At 66.8% G+C, this 23,946-nt stretch carries 25 protein-coding genes and 1 pseudogene; 16 read left to right on the top strand and 10 right to left on the bottom strand.

Translation table 11 applies throughout. The features are described from left to right. Positions 1–7: 7 nt before the first annotated feature. From AB0B89_RS14295 to AB0B89_RS14285, 3 genes are all read left to right on the top strand, one after another. Positions 8–1,093, top strand: coding sequence for a peptidoglycan-binding protein (locus tag AB0B89_RS14295; RefSeq protein WP_358552239.1), 1,086 nt, complete (start codon positions 8–10; stop codon positions 1,091–1,093). Further along, on the top strand, positions 1,093–1,773 hold the full coding sequence (locus AB0B89_RS14290) for an ABC transporter ATP-binding protein (protein ID WP_358552272.1): 681 nt from the start codon (positions 1,093–1,095) through the stop codon (positions 1,771–1,773). The genes AB0B89_RS14295 and AB0B89_RS14290 overlap by 1 nt, the downstream gene beginning before the upstream one ends. Before the next feature lie 64 nt (positions 1,774–1,837). Beyond that, complete coding sequence (locus AB0B89_RS14285) at positions 1,838–3,052, top strand: ABC transporter permease (protein ID WP_358552237.1); 1,215 nt, start codon at positions 1,838–1,840, stop codon at positions 3,050–3,052. A gap of 54 nt (positions 3,053–3,106) precedes the next feature. Here the strand turns inward: AB0B89_RS14285 and AB0B89_RS14280 are convergent, their stop codons facing one another. The 3 genes from AB0B89_RS14280 to AB0B89_RS14270 all read right to left on the bottom strand — a co-directional run bounded on the left by AB0B89_RS14280 (position 3,107) and on the right by AB0B89_RS14270 (position 6,080). Further along, complete coding sequence (locus tag AB0B89_RS14280; RefSeq protein ID WP_358552235.1) at positions 3,107–4,132, bottom strand: pyruvate kinase; 1,026 nt, start codon at positions 4,130–4,132, stop codon at positions 3,107–3,109. After that, positions 4,129–5,235 (bottom strand): thiamine-phosphate kinase, encoded by a 1,107-nt coding sequence (gene thiL / locus AB0B89_RS14275; RefSeq protein ID WP_358552233.1) that lies wholly within the window; start codon positions 5,233–5,235, stop codon positions 4,129–4,131. Before thiL ends, AB0B89_RS14280 begins: the two co-directional genes overlap by 4 nt. Positions 5,236–5,306: 71 nt before the next feature. Further along, on the bottom strand, positions 5,307–6,080 hold the full coding sequence (locus tag AB0B89_RS14270; protein WP_358552231.1) for a hypothetical protein: 774 nt from the start codon (positions 6,078–6,080) through the stop codon (positions 5,307–5,309). Positions 6,081–6,695: 615 nt separating this feature from the next. Here AB0B89_RS14270 and AB0B89_RS14265 point away from each other — a divergent pair. The 5 genes from AB0B89_RS14265 to AB0B89_RS14245 all read left to right on the top strand — a co-directional run bounded on the left by AB0B89_RS14265 (position 6,696) and on the right by AB0B89_RS14245 (position 10,872). Then, a complete protein-coding gene (locus AB0B89_RS14265; RefSeq protein WP_358552229.1) occupies positions 6,696–7,448 on the top strand; it encodes a methyltransferase domain-containing protein in 753 nt (250 codons plus the stop codon). A gap of 15 nt (positions 7,449–7,463) precedes the next feature. After that, positions 7,464–8,741: a prenyltransferase/squalene oxidase repeat-containing protein gene (locus AB0B89_RS14260; RefSeq protein WP_358552227.1), complete on the top strand. Its 1,278-nt coding sequence runs from the start codon at positions 7,464–7,466 to the stop codon at positions 8,739–8,741. Positions 8,742–8,963: 222 nt separating this feature from the next. Continuing rightward, the gene (locus tag AB0B89_RS14255) at positions 8,964–10,124 is read left to right on the top strand and encodes a methyltransferase (protein ID WP_358552225.1); all 1,161 of its coding nucleotides are present in this window, start codon (positions 8,964–8,966) and stop codon (positions 10,122–10,124) included. A 104-nt stretch (positions 10,125–10,228) separates the two neighbouring features. Beyond that, on the top strand, positions 10,229–10,480 hold the full coding sequence (locus AB0B89_RS14250; protein ID WP_358552270.1) for a type II toxin-antitoxin system prevent-host-death family antitoxin: 252 nt from the start codon (positions 10,229–10,231) through the stop codon (positions 10,478–10,480). Beyond that, entirely contained in the window at positions 10,465–10,872 is a 408-nt protein-coding gene (locus AB0B89_RS14245) for a PIN domain-containing protein (RefSeq protein WP_358552223.1), read from the top strand. The genes AB0B89_RS14250 and AB0B89_RS14245 overlap by 16 nt, the downstream gene beginning before the upstream one ends. A 41-nt stretch (positions 10,873–10,913) precedes the next feature. Here the strand turns inward: AB0B89_RS14245 and AB0B89_RS14240 are convergent, their stop codons facing one another. Then, the gene (locus AB0B89_RS14240) at positions 10,914–11,579 is read right to left on the bottom strand and encodes a hypothetical protein (RefSeq protein ID WP_358552221.1); all 666 of its coding nucleotides are present in this window, start codon (positions 11,577–11,579) and stop codon (positions 10,914–10,916) included. Between the two features lie 172 nt (positions 11,580–11,751). On the opposite strand from AB0B89_RS14240, the gene AB0B89_RS14235 reads away from it, so the two are divergent. From AB0B89_RS14235 to AB0B89_RS14225, 3 genes are all read left to right on the top strand, one after another. Further along, positions 11,752–12,951, top strand: coding sequence for a HupE/UreJ family protein (locus AB0B89_RS14235; RefSeq protein WP_358552219.1), 1,200 nt, complete (start codon positions 11,752–11,754; stop codon positions 12,949–12,951). A 118-nt stretch (positions 12,952–13,069) separates the two neighbouring features. Further along, positions 13,070–15,043, top strand: coding sequence for a metallophosphoesterase family protein (locus AB0B89_RS14230; RefSeq protein ID WP_358552217.1), 1,974 nt, complete (start codon positions 13,070–13,072; stop codon positions 15,041–15,043). Between the two features lie 92 nt (positions 15,044–15,135). Continuing rightward, the gene (locus AB0B89_RS14225; protein WP_358552215.1) at positions 15,136–16,212 is read left to right on the top strand and encodes a DUF916 domain-containing protein; all 1,077 of its coding nucleotides are present in this window, start codon (positions 15,136–15,138) and stop codon (positions 16,210–16,212) included. Positions 16,213–16,329: 117 nt separating this feature from the next. Here AB0B89_RS14225 and AB0B89_RS14220 read toward each other — a convergent pair. From AB0B89_RS14220 to AB0B89_RS14195, 6 genes and pseudogenes are all read right to left on the bottom strand, one after another. After that, positions 16,330–16,944, bottom strand: a pseudogene (locus AB0B89_RS14220) (hypothetical protein); the annotation flags it as partial. Between the two features lie 120 nt (positions 16,945–17,064). Next, the gene (locus tag AB0B89_RS14215; protein WP_358552213.1) at positions 17,065–17,940 is read right to left on the bottom strand and encodes a DUF3037 domain-containing protein; all 876 of its coding nucleotides are present in this window, start codon (positions 17,938–17,940) and stop codon (positions 17,065–17,067) included. A gap of 108 nt (positions 17,941–18,048) precedes the next feature. Continuing rightward, positions 18,049–18,309 carry a hypothetical protein gene (locus AB0B89_RS14210; protein ID WP_358552274.1) on the bottom strand — a complete coding sequence of 87 codons (261 nt, stop codon included), beginning with the start codon at positions 18,307–18,309 and terminating at the stop codon, positions 18,049–18,051. Next, the gene (locus AB0B89_RS14205) at positions 18,207–18,791 is read right to left on the bottom strand and encodes a HipA family kinase (protein WP_358552211.1); all 585 of its coding nucleotides are present in this window, start codon (positions 18,789–18,791) and stop codon (positions 18,207–18,209) included. The genes AB0B89_RS14210 and AB0B89_RS14205 overlap by 103 nt, the downstream gene beginning before the upstream one ends. Before the next feature lie 183 nt (positions 18,792–18,974). Beyond that, positions 18,975–19,163, bottom strand: coding sequence for an HAD hydrolase-like protein (locus AB0B89_RS14200; protein WP_358552268.1), 189 nt, complete (start codon positions 19,161–19,163; stop codon positions 18,975–18,977). 52 nt (positions 19,164–19,215) lie between these two features. Beyond that, positions 19,216–19,686: an ATP-binding protein gene (locus AB0B89_RS14195; protein WP_358552209.1), complete on the bottom strand. Its 471-nt coding sequence runs from the start codon at positions 19,684–19,686 to the stop codon at positions 19,216–19,218. 204 nt (positions 19,687–19,890) lie between these two features. Here AB0B89_RS14195 and AB0B89_RS14190 point away from each other — a divergent pair, with 204 nt between their 5' ends. From AB0B89_RS14190 to AB0B89_RS14170, 5 genes are all read left to right on the top strand, one after another. After that, the gene (locus AB0B89_RS14190; protein WP_358552207.1) at positions 19,891–20,757 is read left to right on the top strand and encodes a helix-turn-helix transcriptional regulator; all 867 of its coding nucleotides are present in this window, start codon (positions 19,891–19,893) and stop codon (positions 20,755–20,757) included. After that, positions 20,754–20,975 (top strand): DUF397 domain-containing protein, encoded by a 222-nt coding sequence (locus AB0B89_RS14185; protein WP_358552205.1) that lies wholly within the window; start codon positions 20,754–20,756, stop codon positions 20,973–20,975. The genes AB0B89_RS14190 and AB0B89_RS14185 overlap by 4 nt, the downstream gene beginning before the upstream one ends. 166 nt (positions 20,976–21,141) lie before the next feature. After that, entirely contained in the window at positions 21,142–22,479 is a 1,338-nt protein-coding gene (locus tag AB0B89_RS14180; protein WP_358552203.1) for an IS256 family transposase, read from the top strand. A gap of 237 nt (positions 22,480–22,716) precedes the next feature. Next, positions 22,717–23,127: a hypothetical protein gene (locus AB0B89_RS14175; RefSeq protein WP_358552201.1), complete on the top strand. Its 411-nt coding sequence runs from the start codon at positions 22,717–22,719 to the stop codon at positions 23,125–23,127. Next, positions 23,124–23,946, top strand: an 823-nt coding sequence (locus tag AB0B89_RS14170) for a DDE-type integrase/transposase/recombinase (RefSeq protein ID WP_358552199.1), incomplete at its 3' end; no start/stop codon positions are given. The genes AB0B89_RS14175 and AB0B89_RS14170, both read left to right, overlap by 4 nt.

The following is a 23,946-nucleotide window of genomic DNA, read 5'->3' as shown; positions in this document are numbered from 1 at the left end:
GCGGCCCGTGAGCGCGACGGGCGAACCGGAGGCGCCCCCGCGGCGGCGGCGCGGGCGGGGCAGGAAGGTCGCGGTGGCCGTGGGGTGCGGAGCGGTGCTCGCCGCCTCGGTGGCGGCCGCGATCGGCGTGGGGGGCGACGTCGGCACGCCCGTCGCCCAGCGGACGCCCCCGGCGACGGCCCAGGTCACCCGTACCACTCTGACCGAGACCGAGACGGTCGACGGCACCCTCGGCTACGGCGACACCGCCACCGTCTCGGCCACCTCCCGCCAGGGCACGATCACCTGGCTGCCGGCCGCCGGCGCCGTCGTCACCCGGGGCCGGGCCGCCTACAGCGTGGACGCCGACCGGGTCCCGCTCCTGTACGGGAGCATGCCCCTCTACCGCACCCTGCAGAACGGGGTCGAGGGCAAGGACGTCAGGCTGCTGGAGACCAACCTGGCCAAGCTCGGCTACGACGGCTTCACCGTGGACGACGAGTTCACCTGGACCACCCGCGAAGCTGTGAAGCGGTGGCAGGAGGACATAGGCGTCCCGGTCACCGGCCGGGTCGAACCCGGCGCCGTCGTCGTCCACGACGGCGCGTTCCGGGTCTCCGAGCTCAAGACCTCGCTCGGCGCCACCGCCGGCGGCCCCGTGCTGACCTACACCGGTACGACCCGTCAGGTCACCGTCCCGCTGGACGTCGCCGACCGGCATCTGGTCAAGAAGGGGATGAAGGCGACCGTGGAACTGCCGGACGGCTCCACCGTCCCGGGCACCATCAAGAAGATCGGCAGAGTGGCCACCGAGCACTCCACCCAGAACGAGACCACGACCACGGTCGAGATGGTCGTCTCCATCCGCGCCGGCAAGAAGCTCGACACCTACGACACCGCCCCTGTCGACGTCGAGATCGTCTCGGCGCGGCGGAAGAACGTGCTCGTCGTGCCGGTCAACGCCTTGCTCGCGCTGGCCGAGGGCGGGTACGGCGTTCAGGTCGTGGAGGGCCCGGCCACCCGCTATGCGGCGGTGAGGACGGGCATGTTCGCCGACGGCAAGGTGGAGGTCACCGGGGTCGACGAGGGCGCGACCGTGGTGGTGCCCAAGTGATCGTCTCCCTCAGCGAGGTCAGCAAGCTCTACGCCGGGGAGGTGGCGGCCCTGCGCGGGGCCACGATGGAGATCGGGTACGGCGAACTGGTCGGCATCGTGGGCCCGTCCGGCTCCGGCAAGTCCACGATGCTGAACATGATCGGCACCCTCGACCGGCCATCGGGCGGCACCGTGCGCATCGCGGGCCACGACGTGGCGACGCTCACCGACCGTGAGCTGTCGGCGCTGCGCGCGAGCACGATCGGCTTCGTCTTCCAGCAGTTCCACCTCACCGCCGGGGTGCCGGTGCTGGACAACGTCGCCGACGGGCTCCTCTACTCCGGCGTCCCCCTCAAGCGGAGGCGCAGGATGGCGACGGAGATACTGCACAGGGTCGGCCTCGGGCACCGCCTCGACCACCGGCCGCACGAGCTGTCCGGTGGCGAGCGGCAGCGGGTGGCCATCGCCCGCGCCGTGGTCGGCGACCCCGAGCTGCTCCTCGCCGACGAACCCACCGGCAACCTCGACTCCAGATCGGGTGGCGCCGTGATGGCCCTGCTCCGCGACCTCCACCAGGCCGGCACCACCGTCGTGATCATCACGCACGACCGGGACATCGCGGCGGCCCTGCCGAGGCAGATCGAGATGCTGGACGGCCGCGTCGTCCACGACTCCCGGGCCGGCCGGGTGCCGGCATGATGACCGTCGCAGTCCAGGCCGGGCGGATGCCCCTCAGCTCACAGACCAGGCGAGGGACGGCATGGTGACCATCTCCAAGGAGCGTACGCGGCTGACGCCCACCCGCCTCGGCCCGCGCGACGTGCTCAGGGTCGGCGGGGCGGGGCTGCGGTCACGGCCGCTGCGGGTGTTCCTCTCCGCACTCGGCATCGCGATCGGCATCGCCGCGATGCTGGGCGTGGTCGGCATCTCCGCCTCCAGCCAGGAGGACCTCAACCGGCAGCTCTCCGCGCTCGGCACCAACCTGCTCACCATCTCACCGGGTAACTCCATGTTCGGTGAGGGGTCCCACCTGCCCTCCGAGTCGGAGAGCATGATCGGCCAGATCGGCCCGGTGACGTCGGTGACCGCGACCGGGACCACCAGCGCCAAGGTCTACCGCAACGACCACATACCGGAGTCCCAGTCCGGTGGCATCGGGGTCCAGGCCGCCCGCCTCAACCTGCTCACGGACGTCGGGGCGACGGTCGTCAGCGGCACCTGGCTCAACGGGGCCACCCACCGCTACCCGGCGGTGGTCCTCGGGTCGAGGGCGGCCGACCGGCTCGGCGTCGCCCAGGCGGGACCCGAGCAGCGGGTCTGGCTCGGAGGCCAGTGGTTCACCGTCGTCGGTGTGCTAGCCCCGGTGCCCCTGGCCCCCGAGCTCGACACCTCCGCCCTGGTCGGCTGGCCGGTGGCCGAGGAACGGCTCGACTTCGACGGCTACCCGACGACCGTCTACACCCGTGCCGAGGAGGAGCACGTGGTCGAGGTGCGGGACGTGCTGGCCGCCTCCGCCAACCCCGAGCACCCCGACGAGGTCAACGTCTCCCGTCCTTCCGACGTGCTCGCCGCCAAGCAGGCCACCGACGCGACGCTCAACGCGCTGCTGCTGGGCCTCGGTGGCGTCGCGCTCCTGGTCGGCGGGGTCGGCGTGGCAAACACCATGGTCATCTCCGTGCTGGAGCGGCGCGCGGAGATCGGCCTCCGCCGCTCCCTGGGTGCCACCCGGGGGCAGATCCGGCTGCAGTTCCTGGCCGAGTCGCAACTGCTGTCGGCCCTTGGCGGCATCGGGGGAGTGGTCCTCGGCATCGGCGTGACCATCGCCTACGCCTCCTCCCAGGGCTGGCCGTCGATCATCCCTGCCTGGGCGATGGTCGGCGGCGTGGTCGCGACGCTGATCATCGGCGGCATCGCCGGCTTCTACCCGGCGGTCCGCGCCGCCCGCATGCCCCCGACCGAAGCCCTCGCCACCCCTTGAGAACCATCCCCCGCCCGGCGACCCGCCCACCCCGGCGGCCCGCCGGGCCTTGGTTCAGCCCAGTGGGGCGCCGGTGACGTCAGATGTGCTCCAGCGCCCGATGAGCTCGTCGACCGCGCTCACCGCGCCGATCGCGTTCCTGCCGAACACTGTCTCGTAGGAGAGCAGGACACCAGCGCAGCCCTGGGCGAGCCAGTGGGCCAGATCGCAGATCTCCGCCCGGGTGGGGAGGGAGAACCGCTCCAGTCCTTCCGCGACCTGCGTGGCGAGTATCCAGGGTATGCGGGCACCCGCTGCGCCTTCCGCGATCCGTTCCACTGCTTCCGGCAGTTCGACCCAGGGGATGCTCAGGGCCAGGTCGCCGCGTGCCGCCATCACCATGTCGGCCACGGCGCAGATCTCCCGGATGTTGGCCACCCCGAGCGCCGTCTCGATCTTCGCGATCAGGGTGATGTCGCGTCCCCCCAGGAGGTCGCGTGCGTCCATCACATCCCGCGCGGACGAGACGAAGGACAGGGCGACCGCGTCGAACTCTTCGTGTTGTGCGACGAACCGCAGATCAGACCGGTCCTTGGTCGTGAGCGCCCTTGGCCGGAAGTCATTTCCGCGTACGGTCAGTCCTCGAGTCTGGTCGATCACCCCTGTGGAGACCGCTTCGACCCCGGCCAGGGCGCCGTCGAGGTCGACGACCGTGAGTTCCGCGCCGCCATCGCCCACCGTGATGACGTCCCCGAGAGTCAAATGACCGAAGAAGCTCTGGTCCGGTACGGGCAAGGCCCCGTCATGCTCCGGATCGGAGCTTGCCCCGGATGCCAGCACGAAGCGACAGCCCGGTGTCACAGGGATGGACGGCCGGCCGGTGAACTCGCCGAGCCGGAATTTCTCCCCGGCCAGGTCGGCGACGGTGAAGCTCGTGCGGTTCACCTCCTGCGCCGCCTTCCGCAGCGTCCTGGCCCGCTCCAGTTGCAACTCCGGAGTGCCGTAGGAGAACGTCAAGCGGGAGCCCGTCGCGCCTCGGGAGAACAATTCGGCTTCTAACCCCAGTGACGACGGGCCAAGTGTTATCCACAGGTGTGTCATTTCTGGTCCGATTCGGTGAGAGGCTGTTGAAGAAGCCATTGGGCGTAGGCCTCGATTCCGTGAGTGAAGTAGGACGTCGGCGTGAAACGCTCGGAAGCCAGATTGGTCAGCGGCCGGGTCCTTCCGCCGGTCTCCAACAGCACCTGACCGGGGCCGGGTCGCACCTCGCCGATTCGTGTGTACGGGATCCGGTGCGCTGCCGTGACCTCGTGGAATTCGGCCAGCCTTGGCCGGGGAACCGTGAGAACAAGCTCCCAGTTTCCCCACGAGAGCATGAGACTGCCGGGTTCCATGCCGAAGGACCGAGCCACCTCCGCCACGGGCGCTGAGGGTTCGAGCAAATCAGCGTCGATGATGAAATCTGCGTTGTTGCGGTAGGCCAACTCGCGGAGACAGCCGCTCACTCCGTCCGAGGCATCCATGCACGCGCTCACCACGGCGGCGTCGCCCAGGATCCGGCCTTCCCGGACACGTGGTACGGGATGGTGGAGGGCGTGATCAAGGCGTTCTGATGTGCTGTCACTGACGGTGGTCCGCGCTGGATACATCAGCCGCAGCAACGCGGCCCAGAACAGGCCCATCTCGCCGACGACGAAGATGAGGTCACCCGGTCGGGCCCCCACCCTCCGGAGGATCCGGTCTCTTCGCACCACACCGATGGCGGTGCCCGTGGCCGTGAACGAGTCGCCGTCCTTGATATTTCCGCCGACGACCGGGCAATCCCATTCGTCCGCCGCAGCCGACAGACCGTCCAGGAAGCGCTGGTACTCCGAGACGAGCATCTCGTTGGGCATGACTGTGGACACCACGATGCCGGTCGGCGTGGCACCCATGGCCGCGAGGTCACTCAGGTTGATGAGCATCGTCATCCACCCGAAATGCCAATAGTCGCGGTCCGCGATATCGAATACCAGAGGAGTGGGGCAGGGGTCGGTGGTCATGACGAACGTGTGGCCTTCGGGAGGAGCGCCGATCTCCGCGCAGTCGTCTCCTATCCCAGTCACCCCCGATCTGAACGTACTGAATCGAGGAAGGATGAAATTGTCGAGAATCGCGCGCTCGCCCAACTGGCCTAACTGAACGCTGTCGATGTTGGTGGTCATCGGTGGAGTCGCCCCTGTTCATGTGGGTGATCGCAGCAGGCTGGACAATTCGGTCATGCGACGAAATATCATCACGAAGCCGCCAGGGTTTGGTCGACCGCGTGCAGCAGGCGATTGAAAGTTTCCAGGAATCGCTGCCGGCTGTCAGGCTGCATGTACATGTCTTGCCATCGCCATGTGCTTTTCCCCAACGCCGAACTGTAGAGGCGCCGCATCAACTGGTTCGATGTGTTCCGGACGAGAGAACACATCGGATTCCCGGCTTCCTGGACGAATAGGTAGGAGTCTCCAGCTATATGTTGAGCCTTCAGGCCGGCCAGAGAAGCCGGTCCGACGGTGAGCCCCTCATCTCGCAGCGTCCCGACCACGCTCGCCGTGGCCGGCAGGCAATGCATATGGGCATGATCGATGCACGCCCCTGCCTCACCCGAGGAAGCGGGGCCATGTTCGAAGAACAGCGCTTCGCGGTCGTAAACGGACCGGAACAACGCGCTGACACGGTCCAGGTTGGTCCCGAGGCGAGTGAGGACATCCTCTGAGCAGGCGCCCATCGCCAGGTTGTGGTCGACCGTGACGATCAGGAGGTGGCCCTCGTCCAACGGAGCCAGGTCGGGGACGACGAAGAAATCGCCGTCCCCCCAGAGCACGCCTGTCGCGCCTGGCAGATTCTCAAGTCGGTTAAGACGGAAGCGCAGCCCCGGGCAGAACGCGCACTCGTCCCTGTGTGGTGCCTCGTTCGACTGTTTGATGGCGAATCTCATGCCGCGCGCGACGGTATCGCCGGTGAGACCGGGCGCGGGATCGGACAGAAGCCGGAAGCCCAGGTCGGCCAACTGCCGTCGCATTTCGGCAGGCCGATTCGGGTCCTCGCCGACTAGGCCGAGGAGGCCCCCTGGTACCAGGGTCCGCGTGTAGTGACGGAGTTCATCCCAGTCTGGGGCGAGTTTGCCAGGTCGTACCCAGAGTCCATCGAACAGCCGATCCGGGTAGGGAACCGGGAGCACCCGGAGGAGTCGCCGTTCTACTACTGGGCCGTAGCTGGATGTGCCCGCTGTCGCGCAGGACGTGTCACCTGCGATGTTCGCTACGGATACGCGGTGCCTGGCAAGGTCGCATATGTCAGCTGGGCGTGTGGTCAGGGTCAGTACCTCGCGGTTGCCGCGTAACAGGCGGGAAAATGCCGGGACGACGATGCTAACGGCATCCGTATCGATAGGGAGCGACTTCGGCTGCACTTAATCCCCTTTATGTATGTTGCAGTATGTTCCCTTTTGTGTCCCTTCTTGGGCGAGGGCCAGGTTGGCGACGTATGTCCTCGCAGGAGAGGATCATGCCCATCTTGAAGGTTGTGGGCTTTCTCGACAAGCTGTGCGGTGAGGCCTTTCCTGTTCAGGTCCTGATTTGATTGCAAGCCGATCACATGGTCCGGTGCGCACGTGGCACAAATGCCGTGTGACCGTATGCTGATGCTCGCATGCGGCGATGGGACGCCCATTCCGCCGGGGCTGTTAACTGGGATAATGGACATGACTTCAGTGCCGAGTCAGCGGGGTCTGTGGGATGCGTGGCACGCGCATGCGCGCGGTGCCGATGCGGAGCCGGTGCATCGAGAGTTCATCGATCGCTATCTGTTCCTGCTCCCACGCCCAGGGGAGGCGCGCCCGTTGCTGGAACTCGGTTGCGGCCAGGGGCACGACGCGCTTTATGTCGCGGGCCGTGGCTACTCCGTCAACGCGCTGGACCTCTCGGCAGCGGCAGTTGAACGTGCGAACCGAAATCTCGAAGCCCACCCGGGTGCGGACGCCGTGTTCCTCCAGCATGACACCGCGATGCCGCTTCCCTTCGGGGGCGAGGCGTTCGACGGAGTCTATTCCTATCTGGCACTCCATTATTTCGACGATTCCACCACTCGTGCCATTTTCGTGGAACTGCACCGGGTGCTCCGTCCCGGGGGCACACTGGCGTTCTGTGTGAAGTCCGTCAGCGACCCGTTGTATGGCAAGGGAGACATGCTCGAACCCGACATGTACTCCTTGAACGGCCATGTCCGGCACTTCTTTGATCGTCGATATGCCGCTGATCTCCTGCGTTCGTGGGACGCGGTTCGCATCACAGAAAGCCAGGGCCACTACCTGGATTCCGCCGCACCCAGTGGGTTGCTCCAGGTCATCGCCAGGAGGCCGTCCAGCGCGGGAGCCGTCGCCACGGACTGATGAAGGGAGACAGCCTTGATCATCGATATCTCGGCGCTCGATCGGCGGCTCAAGGCTTCGCTCAGTCTCCTGCGCCGGACGTACGCGGACAGCGATGCCGGTGGAGGTTGGTATCACCAACTTGACATGGTGCCACCAGGTCCCACCGCCACCGGCGTCGCTCTGACGGCCTTTCACCAGTGCGGCGAGAGGTCGGAACACTTCACCGACGCGCTGACGTTTCTTAAAGCCCGCCAGATCTCGTCGGAAGACCCGCTGCTCGACGGCGGATGGGCGATGAACACCAGTTTCGGTCTGCCCGTGATGGAGGCGACAGGCTGGGTTGCGCGCTATCTCGGTCTGGCTCGGTGCGCGTTGGTCGACGATGGTCCAAGCACGGCTCGGGCCTACCAGTGGATCATCAACAACCAGAACGAGGACGGCGGTTGGGGGTCTCTGCGCGGCTGTCCCTCGCGTGTGTGGCTCACGTGCCTGGCGTTACGAGCCTTGGCTCAGCTCAACCCGCGCCACTCCGCCGTCAATCGCGGCGTCGAGTGGCTTCTGGCCCGGCAGAACCGCACCTCGTGCGGATGGGGCGAGAACGACACACGATCGCCCACCGTGACCCACACCGCATTCGTCCTGATCACCTTGGCGGAGGTCGGCGCCGATCGGACCGGGGACGCCATTCTCAACGCCTACCAGTGGCTCGAAACACACGTAGACCCATCGGTCATCGACGACCCGCATGCTCGGATAGAGAGCTACAACGTCTCTCGTATGGTGGACGGCAATCCAGCGGTCTGGCACACCATCCTGTTGCACTATGGCATGCCGATCGCGCTGTCCGCGATGCTTCGCCACCCCGGAAACCCCCCTGCCGACGTGATCTGCGCAGGGTTCGACACGATCAACAGAACGCAACTCGACGGTGGTCATTGGCCCAACATCCAGGGAGGCGACAGCGTCTCGATCTGGGCGCTCTGGCCTTTCGTCCAAGCGCTCACCGACATCCGTGATCTTTCCCCGGTCCGGTCAGCCGACCAGATCACCTGGTCGCACGATCTAGTGGTGGTTCAGCGGCAGGAGGCAAGCGGCCGGCCGCTCAGCGCGCTTCTGCGCGCGCAACGATGGCTTGCCGTCACCCGATTCTTCGCCCGCACCTGGGCCTCGCTCCTTCTGATCCTTTCCACGGTCACCGGCCTGATCCTGGTCGGCATCGGCCGTTTCAGCTGGAAGGACTACGTCCTCGGCATGATCCTCCCGATCGGGCTCCTGCTCATCCAGGAGGCACGTCAACGGCACAGACGGTGAATGAGGCCGAAAGGGAAGGGGTCTGGAACCAGGTCGCGCGCCTGGACCGTCGGTCCAGGCGGGCCAGAGCTCTGAAGAGGCCATCTACGCATTCCTTCCATTAGGAATCGATCATTGCTAATTGGCTTCTAACATGTGAAGTACGGGGCACGCGCCGCGATCGGTGCCGGGCGGGTGAGGATGTGACGAGAGTGTCGCGGGACTCGCTAGCCTTGGGGCGCGATGAACCGTTTGACGACGTCGAGAGGTGAGTTCGACCTCACCCGCTTCCCCGAGGATCCCCGTGACCCGCTTCGCGCCTGGGACGCCGCCGACGAGTACCTGTTGCGGGCCCTCGACGGAATCGACGGCGGACCGACAGACCTGTCGGGCACCGTGGTCGTACTGGGCGACCGGTGGGGCGCCCTGGTCACCGCGCTCGCCGATCACCGTCCCGTGCAGATCAGCGACTCCTTCCTCGGCCAGGAGGCGACCCTGGCGAACCTGGAGCGCAACGGGGTCGCCACGGACGCGGTGCGCCTCCGTACGACCAGGGACGCGCCCCCGGACCGCATCGACGTGCTGCTCGTCCGAGTGCCCAAGAGCCTCGCGCTCCTTGAGGACCAGCTGCACCGCCTCGCCCCCCACGTCCACCCGGGCACCGTGGTCATCGGCGCGGGGATGGTCACCGAGATCCACACCTCGACGCTGAAGCTGTTCGAACGGATCCTCGGGCCGACCAGGACGTCGCTGGCGGTGAGGAAGGCACGACTGATCTTCTGCACACCGGACCCTCTGCTCCCCCCGAGCACCAATCCATGGCCGCGAAGCTACGCGTTGCCCACCGGCATCGGAGCCGTCTCGGGTCTGACCGTCACCAACCACGCGGGCATCTTCTGCGCCGACCGCCTCGACGTCGGCACCCGCTTCTTCCTGCGCAATCTGCCGCAGCGGCGTGGACGCGAACACGTCGTTGACCTGGGCTGCGGCAATGGCGTGACCGGGCTCGCCGCGGCACTGACCAACGGCGAAGCACAGGTGACGTTCATCGACGAGTCCTACCAAGCGCTGGCTTCGGCGGAGGCCACATTCCGGACGAACGTGAACGCGGACGCGGCCACCACCGCCGCGTTCCAGGCGGCCGACGGCATGTCGGCCGTACCGGCGGGGACGGTCGACCTGGTGCTGAACAACCCGCCGTTCCACGAGCACCGCGCGACGACCGACGCGACGGCCTGGCGCATGTTCAACGGGTCGCGCGCCGCACTGCGCCGAGGCGGCGAGCTGTGGGTGGTCGGCAACCGACATCTCGGCTACCACGCGAAGCTCCGCCGGCTCTTTGGCAACTGCGAGGTCGCCGCGAGCGACCCCAGGTTCGTCGTACTGCGAGCCGTCAAGCGCTGACCCCCCGGCGGCACCTGCGAGCGCCAGCGGTCACACCGGTCACGGGGTCGCCCGGTCGCCCACCGCATGCAGGCGATATCAGATAATCTGATTATGTGAAGGTGATGACCGCCACTGAGGCATCTCGAAGTTTCGCGACCGTGCTGGACGAGGCCGAGCGGGGAGAGACGATCATGGTCACTCGAGGGGGAAAGCGAATCGCGGTGATCGGCCCCGCGCCCACGGCACCCGGGCGTATGGTCAAGGCGTTTCTGGCCAGAAGCGCGGGGACGCTCGACGACGATTTCGAGGCTGATGTGGCCACAGCCCGGGAATCGGTCAATGACGAGATGAGGAGCACGTGGCCCGACGCCTGATCCTGGACACGGGAGTGCTCCTCGCCGCGGAGCGAGGAAAGGCGGCTGTCGACGAGGTGATCGGGGATGCCGACGACGTGGCCATTGCCGCGATCACCGTGGCCGAGCTGCTCGTTGGGGTGGAGATGGCCGATACGACACGTCGCCCCAACCGTCAGGCGTTCGTGGACGAAGTCCTCGCGTTGATCCCGGTCGAGGAGTACACCACGGACGTAGCCCGGGTGCACGCTCGTCTGATGGCGCATGTTCGACGAACCGGAAAGACGCGCGGAGCCTACGATCTGCTGATCGCCGCCACCGCCGCGACCACCGCGAGAACTGTGATCACGTTGGACGCGTCCGCCGCATTCGACGATCTCCCCGGAGTGCGGGCACAGGTCGTTCCCCACTGAGCGACGGCAACGCCCGGCATCGGAAAAGACTGAGGCCGGAGCTAGTCGAGCCAGATCACGATGCCGGTCAGGTCGTTGAGCACGGCCGCGACGCCCGCCCTGATGGCGGCCGCGCAGCGTGCGGTGGTGAACGAGCCGGGGTCGTACGTCGAGGACATGCCGAGCCCTTCGCCACGGAACGACGCGCCGGACCAGTCGACCGCCGTGACGTTGTGGGTGGGTTCGGCCAGTTCCGCGCCCACGACGAGGAACCGCTGTGACAGGTGGCTCGGGGTGACCAGCGTGAGGGGGTCGACGAGGTCGTTGCCCGCGCTGACGATGAGGTCCGGGCCCATCTCGATGGCCCTGACGATGCTGGGAACGAGGTCGGACGTGTCGTCGGCGGCCACCGTTCTGAGGTCGACGCGCTCTTCCTCGGCCCAGTCCCTGACCGCTGCCGCGAGGGCCTTGGCCGGGCGGTCGTCCCCCGCGGTGAGCAGCACCACGCGGTAGCCCTTCGACGGGTGGACCCCGGCCCAGGTGCCGGGCCGCGGCGTGAGGGTCGCCTCCGGGTGGGGCGGGGCGGAGGGGTCGGTGAACCCCGGGCCGAGAGTGCCGACGGCGGTGGGCTTGGGGTGCGGCCGCGACCAGTCGTCGCCGGAGCTGCATCCGGTGACCAGCGCGGCGGCCAAGGCCAGCGTGGCAACGGCCCGATGCGGGGGTCGCAAGGCGATCGTCCTCCGAGTGGTGGCGGATGGTGCGCGTACATCCTCCTATCCCGGTTCCTGTCACTTTCAAGCCTTGAGGGCTGTTCTGGGGTCTTTTATTCCGGGGTTCGCCCGTGAGTCGGCTGGTGTTCACCCGTGGCGTGCACCGTGCTCTGGCTACTGAAGGAGCCACATGCCAAAACGGGTCCGCCGTACCCTCGCCGTGATCACCTCGGCGATGATCGTTTTGCTGAGCGCCGGGCCGGTGCTCGCCCACGGGTTCACCTCGACCGTGTACGTCCACGTCGCCGCGGGCGACGGAGGTCACGTACGAACGACGCTGGAGCTCGAATACGACCTCTTCGTCGTGTCCGCCGCCGACTACGAGGACGACGATCCCCTCTTCAAGGCGGGAACCGCCGCGTTCGACGCCGGTGACACCGGCGCACAGGCCGCCGCGCTCAACACCCATGCGAAGTCGGCCGTCACGTACGTCACGGAGCGCTTCTCCGTCACCTCGGACGGCAAGGCCTGCGCGCCGGCACAGGCCGGCGACTTCACGATCGGCGAGCGGGAGGGCGTGCCGTACGCCGATCTGCCGCTCGACTGGACCTGTCCCGAGCCGGGCGACGGTCACGAGGTGCGCAGCGGACTGTTCCCCGACGCGGAGAAGTACGTCACCGGTACCAAGACGATCGTCACCTACCAGCTCGACGCCCGCTCGGGCAGTGCCGCGCTCGACGCCGCCCACCCTTCCTTCTCGACCGGTCAGTCGTGGTACGAGCGGTTCTGGGAGTTCTTCCGCCTCGGCGCCGAGCACCTGCTGACCGGGATCGACCACATCTTGTTCCTGCTGGCGCTCATCGCCGGATCACGGCGCCTGCGTGAGATCGTGCTCGCGGCCACGAGTTTCACCCTGGCGCACTCGGTGACGTTCATGCTCGCCGCCCTCGGCCTGGTCCAGGTGCCCGCGATGGTCGTGGAGCCCGTCATCGCGCTGTCGATCGCCGTGGTGGCCGGCTGGCACCTGTGGCGGATCTGGCGGAGCGGCGGCCACGCCGCCGACCTCGCGGGACACAGTCACCTCAGCCTGGACCGTGCGGGCTGGACCCGCCTCGGGGTCGTGTTCTGCTTCGGCCTCGTACACGGCCTGGGCTTCGCGGGCGCGCTCGGGATCGACGAGGCGTGGTCGTGGACCCTGCTGTGGTCCTTGCTGGTGTTCAACGTCGGCATCGAAGCCGTGCAGCTGGCGGTCATCGCCGTCGTCTTCCCGCTGCTGGCCGTGCTGCGTCACCGTGCGCCGACGGCCGGCCTCTGGGCCACGGGCGTGATTTCTGGGGGCGTGTCCGTTATGGGACTGTTCTGGCTCGTGCAACGGGTGTTCGGGCTGTGAAAACGCAGTTCTTCTGGGGATCTCCACCCACTCGCCGGGTCGCATTCACGGTCTCTTCACCGAGTGACGAAACCTTGAGGGCCGCTTCTCCGCATCTTGGGCGAAAAAGGACGTAATCATGACATTGGGCACCTCGACGCAGTCACCCGGGCCCGTACGGCGCCGGGTGGCCGCAGGGGCCGTAGCGGCATTCCTGGGATTGGCCGCCATCGTCGGTAGCGGAGCATCTCCCGCCAGCGCCGCCGACAACGCCGCACTCACCGGCATCATCCTCGGCGTGGGAGCCAACGAGTCCCAGCGCACCGTGACCTGGTACTCCTCGGCCGACACCGCGCAGAAGGTCCAGCTCGCGCCGACCGCGGGGCTCGTCAACGGCGAGTTCCCCGCCGGCGCCGCCACCTTCGACGCCATCGGCAAGGCGAACATCGCCACCAGTGGCGGCTTCAACCGCCACGCGACGATCACCAGCCTGAAGGAGCACACGACGTACTCCTACCGCGTCGGCGCCGACGGCAACTGGTCCCCGACGTACTCCTTCAAGACGCAGGACTTCGAGGGCGACTACGACTTCCTGTTCTTCGGCGACCCGCAGATCGGCTCGTCCGGCGACGTGGCGAAGGACCAGGCCGGTTGGCAGGACACCCTGGACGTCGCTCTCGCGGCGAACCCGAACTCCGAACTGCTGGTGTCGGGCGGTGACCAGGTCGAGACCGCCAACACCGAGTCCCAGTGGAACGCCTTCCTCGCACCCGACAAGCTGCGTCAGTACCCGTGGGCCGCCACCATCGGCAACCACGACGTCGGCGGCAAGGCCTACGAGCAGCACCTGTTCACCCCGAACACCGACAACTCGGGCCCGCTGTACGCCAACGGCAACCCGGCGTCCAACACCTCCGGTGGCAACTACTGGTACATCTACAAGGATGTCCTGTACATCGACATCAACAGCAACAGCTACGCCACCTCCCAGGGTGGTGGCGGTGACGCGGCGCACCTCGCCTACGTGACCGACGTCATCAACCAGCACGGTGGCGAGGCCAAGTGGAAGGTGCTCGTCTTCCACCACGCGATCTACTCGCCGGCCAGCCACGCCAAGGACTCCGACGCCAAGGTGCGTCGCGTCGACCTCCCGACCACCTTCTCCAAGCTCGGCGTCGACCTGGTGCTGCAGGGCCACGACCACGCCTACTCCCGCAGCTACCTGATCAAGAACAGCCAGAAGGCGGACCCGGCTGAGAAGCCCGGCGCAGCCGACGTCTACGCCGGTCCCGGCGGCGTGCTCTACGTGACGGCGAACTCGGCCTCGGGCTCGAAGTACTACGACATCACGGCTCCCGACAACAGCGCCACCAGTGGCGCCGGCAACGGTGCCGACCCCCTGAACCCGACCAGCTACTGGTACAACTCGGTCCAGAACCAGGAGCACGTCCGCTCCTACGTCAAGGTCCAGGTGCGCAACGACAAGCTCGTCGTCGAGAACGTCCGCAGCGGCACCTGCGCGGCTCCGAACGCGGCCGTGGAGAAGGGCCTCTCCTGCACCAACACCCCGAGCGGTCAGCCGGTCGGCTCGATCGTCGACAAGGTGACCGTGCACCCGTACCACGGCGACGGCCAGACCCTCCAGGTCAACGTGCCCGACGCCGCTCCGGGTGAGTTCGGCTGGACGATCGACGGCCAGAACGGCCTGGTGGACCTCGGCACCGCGAAGGACAACAACGGCGACTACTTCGGGGCGACCGGCCAGATCAACCCGCTCATCGTGTCGGACAGCCGCCGCTCGCTCGCCCCGTGGTCGATCTCGGCCAGCGTGGGTGACTTCCAGGACGCCGGCAAGAAGTTCTCCGGCGCCTACCTCGGCTGGACACCGCGCGTCCTCCAGGACGGCGCCGGTGCTCAGGCCAGCGGGTCGGTGCCCTCCGCCTACGACGACCGCGGCCAGGGCCTGTCCGTCTCGCGCGGCCTCGGCTGGGCCGGCCAGGGCCACCCCAAGGGCACGGCCAAGCTGGGCGCCGACCTGGACCTGAAGATGCCGGGCAGCGTCGAGAAGGGTGCTTACCGCACCACCCTCACGATCACTGCGCTGAGCAGCTGACCGGACCTGCCTCACCTGGCGGGGTGGGCACCTTCCGGTGCCCGCCCCGCCGCTCGCTCCAGACCCGCCACAGATCGCCCGAGGACTCCGAGATGCACGCGCCCGTACCGCGCCGGAAGACCACCGTCGCCGCCCTCGTTCGCACCGCCGCCCTGACCCTGCTCGCCGCCTTCGCGGTCGCCGGCCTGGGCGCCCCCGCTCTGGCGGAGGACGGCAACGTCACCTGGACGGTCAGGACGGACTCGAACAGCTACGGCGCCGACCGGTCCAGCTTCAGCCATGCCGTCAACCCCGGTGGGCTGGTCAAGGACGCCATGGTCGTCGCCAACCGCGGCAAGGCTCCGCTCAAGCTCGCCGTCTACGCCGCCGACGGCTTCACGACCGACACGGGCCAGCTCGACCTCCTCCTCAAGGACAAGAAGTCCGTCGGAATCGGCGCCTGGGTCCACGCCGACCGTGACAGCGTCACGATCCCGGCCGGGCAGACCGTCAAGGTCCCCTTCACGGTCACCATTCCGCGCAACGCCACACCCGGCGACTACGTGGGCGGCATCCTCACCTCCCTGACGCAGCCCGGCGGAACCGAGAGCGTCAACGTGGACCGGCGCCTCGGTATCCGGGTCAAACTGCGGGTCAGCGGTGAGCTCAAGCCGGTCCTCGCGATCGAGGACCTCCACGTCGACTACGCCGGCTCGGCCAACCCGTTCGCCAAGGGCGACGCCACCGTCACCTACACCATCCACAACACCGGCAACGCCATCCTGTCGGCCCAGCAGACGGTGTCGGTCTCGGGCCCGTTCGGGTGGCTGGGGACCGAAGCGGGCAAGATCGCCGCGCCGCCGGACCTGCTCCCGGGCGAGAACTGGAAGGTGACGGTGCCCGTCCACGGCGTGGCACCCGGAGTCAGGCTGGCCGCGACCACCACGCTCATGCCCCTGCTCACCGACGCGTCGGGTTCCACCACCTCGCTTGATCCGGTCCAGGCCACGACCGATGGCTGGGCCGTCCCGTGGACGCTGTCGCTGCTGGTCGTCGTCCTGATCGCCGTCATCGCCGTGGCGTTCCTCGTCCTGCGCCGCAGGCGCGCACGGCGCAAGCTGCGTGAGGACGCCCGCGTACGGGACGCCGTCGCGCAGGCGCTCCGCGACCAGAAGACCCAGACGCGCTGACCACCGACACGGCCGAGCGTGTTCTACCGGCCGGGGCTCCAGGGGCTTCGTCCCGAGTGGATCAGGCCGTTCTATCCAGTGACGCCCGGCGGGGTCCCGATGGGCCCGCTCGGCGGGGCGGACGTGCAGCATCGCCCCCTGCGAAAGCGCCGCCAGGAGCTTGTGGATGGACTGCGTGGCGAACACGGTCGGACGGTCCGGACCCGGCAGCGTCCCCTCGTCGACCGCCATGCCGTACCGGCGGGCGTAAAGCGGGTGGAACCGGCCGTAGGCGAACCACGCCTCGTCGAAGTGCAGCCGGGGGACGCTGCCGCTCAGCAACGCGCCGACCCGTACCGCGTCGTAGCACAGCCCGTCGTACGTCGAGTTGGTGATCACCGCGTAGGTCGGCTCCCCTGCGGCGAGGGGATGACCGCGCAGGCGCTCACGCACCGCGCCGGCTCCCAGGGCGGCCGGGGGGACCGGCCCCGCCAGCCCGAGCCCGTTGCGCTCGGGCACCAGGTAGACCGGACGGGCGCCGGTGATGGTGAGCGCGAGCTGGATCGACTTGTGGCAGTTGCGGTCGACCAGCACCGTGTTGTCGCGGGCGTTCGCGTGGTGCCCGACGACGCGGTTCGCGGTGGAGTTACCGTTGACCACGAAGAACGTACGGTCGGCGCCGAAGACGCATCGGGGGCGCGGCTTCGGGAGCGTTCGGCCAACGGGGACCGCCGATCCGGCGGCCGGCCTTATGGCTACCGCGCGTTGTCCTGCTCGGGCTCACCTTTTCGGAGATCAAGAGGCTCCGCCTTGACGACCTCGATGCCAAGGCCGCCGCAGGTCAGCTGCTATCCACGTCGATACGCGTGCGGTTCAGAGCAGCCTCCGGACGAGGGCCGCCGCCTGGGCGCTTACAGCGCCAACGTCTTCCACGGAATGAACATCGGCGCCCAGAGCACGGAAGACCTGCTCTGCCTCTTCGTAGGTTGCCTCCTGTTGAGGCGTCTCTGGCGTTGCGATCACCACTTGCAGGTCGACGTCCCGGGCGACTTCACTCGATCGGCCTTGAGCGTCCAGCATCCGAGCTTGATCGCCGCGACGCAGGCGTTCGAGTGCGAAACCCCAGGCTTTCACCTGCGTGAGGAGTCTCTCCACCCCGGCGACTCGGAAGGACCAGCCTTGTGCCAGTTGTACGGCTTTGCCGTTGGCGATGGCTATGTCGATGGTGGAGTGCAGCTTGTCGCCGATGAATACGTCAGATTTAGGTCTTAGAAGGTGTGCTGGTATATCAGCCTGCTGATAGGCCTTTCGGAGATCCTGCACGACTCGATCTTTGCCGACGGTGACCTGCCGTGGTTGCGTCGCAGGATCGATGATCATTCGGTCGAAGATGACATCCAGGGCTGCTTCCGCGTGCCCAGCGACGATGGTGGCCGGTGGACTGAGCTGCACGATATTTCGATGATCATGATGGAGTTGGAGCAGCCAGTCATCGGCGAAAGGGTGGCTACCCTCCGTTTCCAGCACCTCGCGCGCCTCAGCCACTTCACTGCTCAGCCGGACCAAGAATCGGTCGGTAACGTCGATGGCCGTAGGTAGCGCGAACCTTTTGATCCGTTCAGTGTTGCTCAGGCGCCGGACGGCCCAGTCGCCCGTGTTCGGGTCACCGGCAATAGCACCGACGTTCACAAACTCCCCAGTGCGCGGATCAGGGAGACAGCGAACGATCGAGTAGATGTATCTGCTCACTGGTTTTTCACACTCCCTTCAGACCAGCGCTCGAAGACGATGTGCCACAGCAGGTGCTCGATACTCCAGGAACCAACCGAGCGTCGCCAAAGCTTCGTCGCTCACAGGTCACGATGCTGGCACGGCACGCAGGATGTTGACGAGAGCATCACGATCTATCGTCTCAAAGGCCTTGGCAACAGCCTCAACCGCCTCTGGAGCCAACCCCTCCGGCGCATCCGGCAGCACGTTCGGTTCGTCAGCGGACAGTTTGAGAATCTCGTCGTCTATGACGCCGTGGCTGGGAGGGAAGTACAGGCCATGATCATGCGAGTAGATCGATCGGTCATCGTCGAGGTCATACAGCCACTGGGCGTCATCCCATAGCACCAGTCGTGCAGAGCGTACAGCCCGACGTGCCGGACGTGATTGTGATCCTGGTCGCGGTATGCGAGGTGATGGCGCTGCTCGTCAGCGTGCTCCAGGGCCTTGCTGGCGTGGGCGATGCCCGGAATAAGAGGGATGCCGGGACGGATTTCGTCGCCCGTGAACTCCTCGGGTATTCGGATCAAGGTGCTGTCACACACCGGTGCCCCGACCAGCTTGCCTACTTTGCCCACGATGTACTCGATGGCGATTGATCCCCGCGCCCAGTCTCGTCGGCAGGACTCCAAGGTCTTGACGAAGTAGTCATTCCCGTCGTCGGCGACGGCTCGGAAGGGGCTGGCCCAGCTTTGCCCGCCAGGGGTAACGACTGCGACCAAGCGAAGGGCATCGTAGTCGTCGGTGCGTCCGCGTACCAGGCCGCGCCAGTCAGCAAGTTCGACCAAGACCGCCTCCGTTCGCTCCCCGCTCGTCCACGGCGGCAGCATAACGGGCCATGAGCGCGTACGGCGGCTGGTTGTTTTCCAAGAAGAATGATTCTGAAATTTATGCCTAAATGTGCAATTTGCCGTCACGAAAGGGTGCAACTGGAACGGCGATCCACAAGAGAGCTTCGAGGAAGATCGTGAATCCCCCTCACGCCGTAGCGGGTGCATCCTTGGAAAGAGCAATCAGCCCAGCTGGGCGAGAAGCATGGAGAGCTCGGTGAGCGAGTCGATCCGCCAGTCTGCCGCATCACGGACCGTGGGGTCCTCGGCCCACAGATGTCCCCAGGGGCCTCGGCGGATGAAGGCGGTCCGCAGGCCGGCAGCCTTCGCCGGGATGATGTCGTTATCGCGGTGATCACCCACGTACACGATATGGTCGGGCTTGGTGAAGAACGGCTCGCCGAGTGGCGGGAGTAGGGGAGTCTCATCCGGCGATTCTGATCCGTACGGCCTCCGGTGCGGGGAGGAGGCATCTGACCTGCTTGCCGATGGGGGTGAGGGCGACGTCCCAGCCGGGGGCGAGCGCGTCGAGCAGCCACAGGCCGCGCCCGGACTCGGCCTGGTCGTCGTCGGGAGCCGTATTGGAACGGACGGGCAGGCGGGCCGGGTTGGGGTCATGCACCTTGACCCAGATGCCCTTGTCGTCCTGCTCGACCTCGACGACGACCGGCGCCCAGTTCCCGCAGGCCCGTACGGCGTTGCCGATCAGCTCGGACGCGACCAGGCGGGCCGATTCGGCGGTCTCGGTATCGACCCCGACAGCGGCCAGGACCTTGAGCGTCACCTCCCGCACGGCCCGCAGGTTCTCCTCGCACACATTCATGTGCACGACGAACCCACCCGGCCTGACAGCCAGATAGAACCCCAACGCCGCTGTCGCCTGCTCGTCCGTCATGGTGGCCCTCCTGTACGCGGGCGCGGCTCCGCGAATCATCCGATGGTGTCACTTATTGCAGCAAGGTTGCTACTGAGTGTGACATTGGCTTTCCGTAGATGATGAAGGCTTTCCTGTCATGGGCGCAAGCTTTCGACCTAACTCGGTGTCAATATTCGATGAAGGGGCCCATCCCGCTGGGTGATGGGGTGCCAGACTGCGCACATGCCCAACACGCCTGTGGTTCCGACTGTCCGGAGACGTCGCCTCGGCTCGACGCTGAGACACCTCCGCAACCAGGCCGGCCTGACCCTGGACGAAGCGGCCGCCGCTATGGGCTGGAAGGCCCCAAAGATGTCCAAGATCGAGAACGCGTCCGCGACAATCCGCCCGCCGGAGGTCGCCGCCTTGCTCAAGGCGTACGGCGTGAGCGATCCCGAAGTCTTCGCTGCCCTGGAAAGTCTGGCCAGGGACGCTGGCAAGAAGGGATGGTGGCAGACCTACACCGGCGTAGTCTCGTCCGCCTACGCGGACTACATCTCCCTTGAATCCGACGCCGAGCGGATCTGCGAATGGTCGCCACTGTTGATCCCCGGCCTGCTACAGACCGCGGCGTACGCCCGTGAGAACATCGCGGGCATCACGCACTTCCGCACCCCGGACGAGATCGCCGCACTCGTCGAGGTGCGTCAAGCACGGCAGTCCGTCCTCAGCCGTCCCGGCAACGCGGTGGAACTCTGGGCGATCATCCACGAGGCGGCTCTGCACCAACGCTTCGCTGTACGTCCCGCCACCATGCGCGAGCAACTCCGACGCCTACTTGATGTTGCCGACCTGCCCAATGTGACCGTTCAGATCATGCCGTTGGACTCCACGGCCCATCCGGGCATCTTGGGCGGCTTCAGCCTCGTCACCTTCCCGGGACCGATCCCAGACCTCGTGCTATTTGAGAACCTCAGCGGCGCGACCTACGTCGAAGGCCACGACACGACAACCTTCGCAAAAGCTGTTGAACGCATACGTGCCTCCGCGCTATCAGTAGAGGACTCCCTCGCACGTATCGCGAAGCTGGAAGAAGGCAGCAAGAGATGAACGGATACAACGCCGATCTCTACGCGTACGACCTCTCCACCGTTACCTGGCGCAAGTCCTCCGCCAGCGGCGCAGAGCACAACTGCGTCGAGATCGCCAACCTCCCCAACGGCGCCAAGGCTATACGCGACTCGAAGAACCCCAACCGCGAGCTCTTAAGGTTCACTTCTTCTGAGTGGGCCGTTTTCCGCCTCGGTGTGCTAGCTGGAGAAATCTGACCAGGGGGTATCTCTCCAGGTGTGTAAGGAGTGATCTAGAGGGAAGCAAGTGACCTGTGGGGACGCCCACTTCTTCGGGGGGAGAACGACCGTCGTGTCCGTGATCGAAAGTGTTGCCCGCCCAACGTCGACTACTCTAAGTGATCAGTCGTCTACGCTGGCGCGCATGGCCAAACGTCCGCTACGCGAGCTGATCGACGACCGGCTGCTGGACGAGCTGCTGGCACGCTCCCGCGATGAGGCCGGCGGGCTGCGCCTGACCGGCGAGGGCAGCATGCTGGGCGATCTGGTCAAAGCCGTGCTCGAACGGGCTCTGGAAGCCGAGATGGCCGCGCACCTGGGGTACGACCGGCACAGCCCCGCCGGGTACGACTCCGGCAACTCCCGCAACGGCACGATCCGCAAGACCGTGCAGACCGGGGTCGGCCCGGTCGAGCTCGCCGTGCCACGCGACCGCGCCGCCACCTTCGAACCGGTACTGGTGCCCAAACGCGCCGGCCGGGTCGCCGGCGGCCTGGACGACATGGTCATCAGCCTGTACGCCCACGGCATGACGGTGCGCGACATCGTCCACCACCTGGCCCAGGTGTACGGCACCGAACTGTCGGCCGAGACGGTCTCCCGGATCACCGAACAGGTGATGGACGAGGTCAAAACCTGGCAGAACCGCCCGCTGGACCCCGTCTACGCGGTGGTGTTCCTCGACGCCATCGTGGTCAAAGTCAGAGACAACCACGTGGTGGTCAACAAACCCGCCTACCTGGCCGTCGGCATCGACACCGACGGCGACAAGCACGTGCTGGGCATCTGGCTCGCCAAAACCCACGCCGGCACCCCCACCGCCGGGGAGGGCGCCAAGTTCTGGGCCTCGGTCACCGCCGACCTGCGCAACCGCGGCGTCAACGACATCCTCATCGCCTGCTGCGACGGCCTGCCCGGGTTCGAGGACGCCATCCACGCCGCGTTCCCGCACACCACCGTCCAGCGCTGCGTCGTTCATCGGATCCGAGGCGCTCTGCGGCTGGTACCCCGTAAACACCACGTCGCCGTGGCCGCCGAGATGCGCAAGATCTACACCGCGCCCACCGCCGAAGCCGCGCTCGACGCCCTGGCCGACTTCGCCGAAACCGAGCACGGCAGGCGCCACCCCCAGGCCGTCAAGGTCTGGGAGGACGCCTGGGACCAGGTGATCCCGTTCCTGGCCTTCACCCCGCCCGTCCGCAAGTTGCTGTACACCACCAACAGCATCGAGTCCCTCAACTACCAGCTGCGCAAGGTCACCAAAGCCCGCGGCCACTTCCCCTCCGATGAGGCCGTCGTCAAGCTGCTCTGGCTCGCGATCATCAACATCGAGGACAAACGCGCCCGCGAACGCGCCGCCCACAACGGCAAACCGGGTCGCCGCAGCGGCATGCCCGGACGCCTCATCGAAGGACAAAGAACCACCGGCTGGCGCGAAGCACTCAACGAACTCGCCATCGCCTATCCAGGCCGCATCAGGTAAAAAACGATCTCAACAACACAAGATCATCTTTACACACCTGAGGTTACAGGCTCGCCGTCGGATAGGCGGGGAGCTTCCGCGGCGCCGCCGAGGAGACTGCGCGGATCAGGAGACTCGCAGGCCGGTGCTTCAGGGGCGAGGGGTCAGAGCATCACTGATCCCTCCCTGCCAAAATAGACAGAGGTAGCAAACAGGTATAAAACTCTGTGTCGAGGGTGGGTAAGGAGACATCCGTTCGTGGGAGCAAGCAAGCCGGATCCACGGATCCCTGACCCGCAGGTGCGTGAGCGTGCAGCGGTCCGCCGGTACACCGCGGCGTACAAGGCTCGGATCCTGGAGGAGTACGACCAGCTCGATAAGGCCGGCAAGGGCGCGCTGATGCGCCGGGAAGGCCTGTACTCGTCGCTGATCTCCAGTTGGAGGACGGCCCGGGACCATGGCGCGGAACAGGCGCTGGCCCGGCCGGTCGGCCGCCCGAAAGCCGACCCGCGCGATAAGAAGATCGGGGAACTGGAGGGCGAACTTGAGCGGCTGCGTGCCGAACTCGGCAAGACCCGCCAGGTGATCGAGGTGCAGGGAAAGCTCTTCGCGCTGCTGGATCAGCTCGCCACCGGCAGCGAGACCTCGACGAGTCGGGGCGAGCAGTGACCGAACTCATCGACGCCGCCCAAGCCGAGGCGATCGAGGAGCTGACCCCGCTGCTCGGACGTCGCAAGGCATGTGCAGCCGCCGGGGTGCCACAGGCCAACTGGTACCGCACGAACCGCAGGAGCCCCGCTCCCACGCGTCCGCTCACCCCGCGCAAGCCCCACCCGGCGGCGCTGTCGCAGGGCGAGCGCGACCACGTCCGCACCGTGCTCAACGAGCGGTTCGCTGACGCGGCACCGGCCACGGCGTACTTCACGTTGCTGGACGAGGGCACCTACCTGGCGTCGACCTCCACGATGTACCGGATCTTGCGCGAGCACGGCGAGGTCGGCCGTGATCGCCGAACTCAGGCCACCCATCCGCCCAAGACGATTCCCGAACTGCTCGCCGATGCCCCCAACCGGGTGTGGGCCTGGGACATCACCAAGCTACGTGGCCCGGACAAAGGCATCTGGTACCACCTGTACACGATCATCGACATCTACAGCCGCTGCGTCGTCGGCTGGATGGTCGCCTCCCGCGAGTCCGCCGAGCTGGCCAAGCGGCTCATCAAGGCCACCGCGGCCAAGCAGGCCATCGACCCCGGCACGCTGACCCTGCACGCCGACCGCGGCTCGTCGATGAAGTCCAAGACCGTCGCCGAGCTGCTCATCGACCTGGGCGTGGCCAAGTCGCACAGCCGTCCCAAGACCAGCAACGACAACCCGCACATCGAAGCCAGCTTGCCGGGTAGCGGGCAGGAATCTCACCTGCCCGCCCCCACAGATCCGGACGTGAACCTCTCGATTCATCCGGCTCGTGCCGTCCAGTCGCCAGGTC

The organism is Sphaerisporangium sp. NPDC049002, from assembly GCF_040649355.1.
Lineage (GTDB): Bacteria > Actinomycetota > Actinomycetes > Streptosporangiales > Streptosporangiaceae > Sphaerisporangium.
This window is presented reverse-complemented; position numbering and strand designations above follow the sequence as displayed.

Coding starts and splice junctions, on each gene's coding strand:
- AB0B89_RS14280 (WP_358552235.1), bottom strand. CDS start 4,132: ATGACACACCTGTGGATAACACTTGGCCCGTCGTCACTGGGGTTAGAA.
- thiL (WP_358552233.1), bottom strand. CDS start 5,235: ATGACCACCAACATCGACAGCGTTCAGTTAGGCCAGTTGGGCGAGCGC.
- AB0B89_RS14270 (WP_358552231.1), bottom strand. CDS start 6,080: ATGCGACGGCAGTTGGCCGACCTGGGCTTCCGGCTTCTGTCCGATCCC.
- AB0B89_RS14265 (WP_358552229.1), top strand. CDS start 6,696: ATGCTGATGCTCGCATGCGGCGATGGGACGCCCATTCCGCCGGGGCTG.
- AB0B89_RS14255 (WP_358552225.1), top strand. CDS start 8,964: ATGAACCGTTTGACGACGTCGAGAGGTGAGTTCGACCTCACCCGCTTC.
- AB0B89_RS14250 (WP_358552270.1), top strand. CDS start 10,229: ATGACCGCCACTGAGGCATCTCGAAGTTTCGCGACCGTGCTGGACGAG.
- AB0B89_RS14235 (WP_358552219.1), top strand. CDS start 11,752: ATGCCAAAACGGGTCCGCCGTACCCTCGCCGTGATCACCTCGGCGATG.
- AB0B89_RS14230 (WP_358552217.1), top strand. CDS start 13,070: ATGACATTGGGCACCTCGACGCAGTCACCCGGGCCCGTACGGCGCCGG.
- AB0B89_RS14225 (WP_358552215.1), top strand. CDS start 15,136: ATGCACGCGCCCGTACCGCGCCGGAAGACCACCGTCGCCGCCCTCGTT.
- AB0B89_RS14205 (WP_358552211.1), bottom strand. CDS start 18,791: ATGCTGCCGCCGTGGACGAGCGGGGAGCGAACGGAGGCGGTCTTGGTC.
- AB0B89_RS14195 (WP_358552209.1), bottom strand. CDS start 19,686: ATGACGGACGAGCAGGCGACAGCGGCGTTGGGGTTCTATCTGGCTGTC.
- AB0B89_RS14190 (WP_358552207.1), top strand. CDS start 19,891: ATGCCCAACACGCCTGTGGTTCCGACTGTCCGGAGACGTCGCCTCGGC.
- AB0B89_RS14185 (WP_358552205.1), top strand. CDS start 20,754: ATGAACGGATACAACGCCGATCTCTACGCGTACGACCTCTCCACCGTT.
- AB0B89_RS14180 (WP_358552203.1), top strand. CDS start 21,142: ATGGCCAAACGTCCGCTACGCGAGCTGATCGACGACCGGCTGCTGGAC.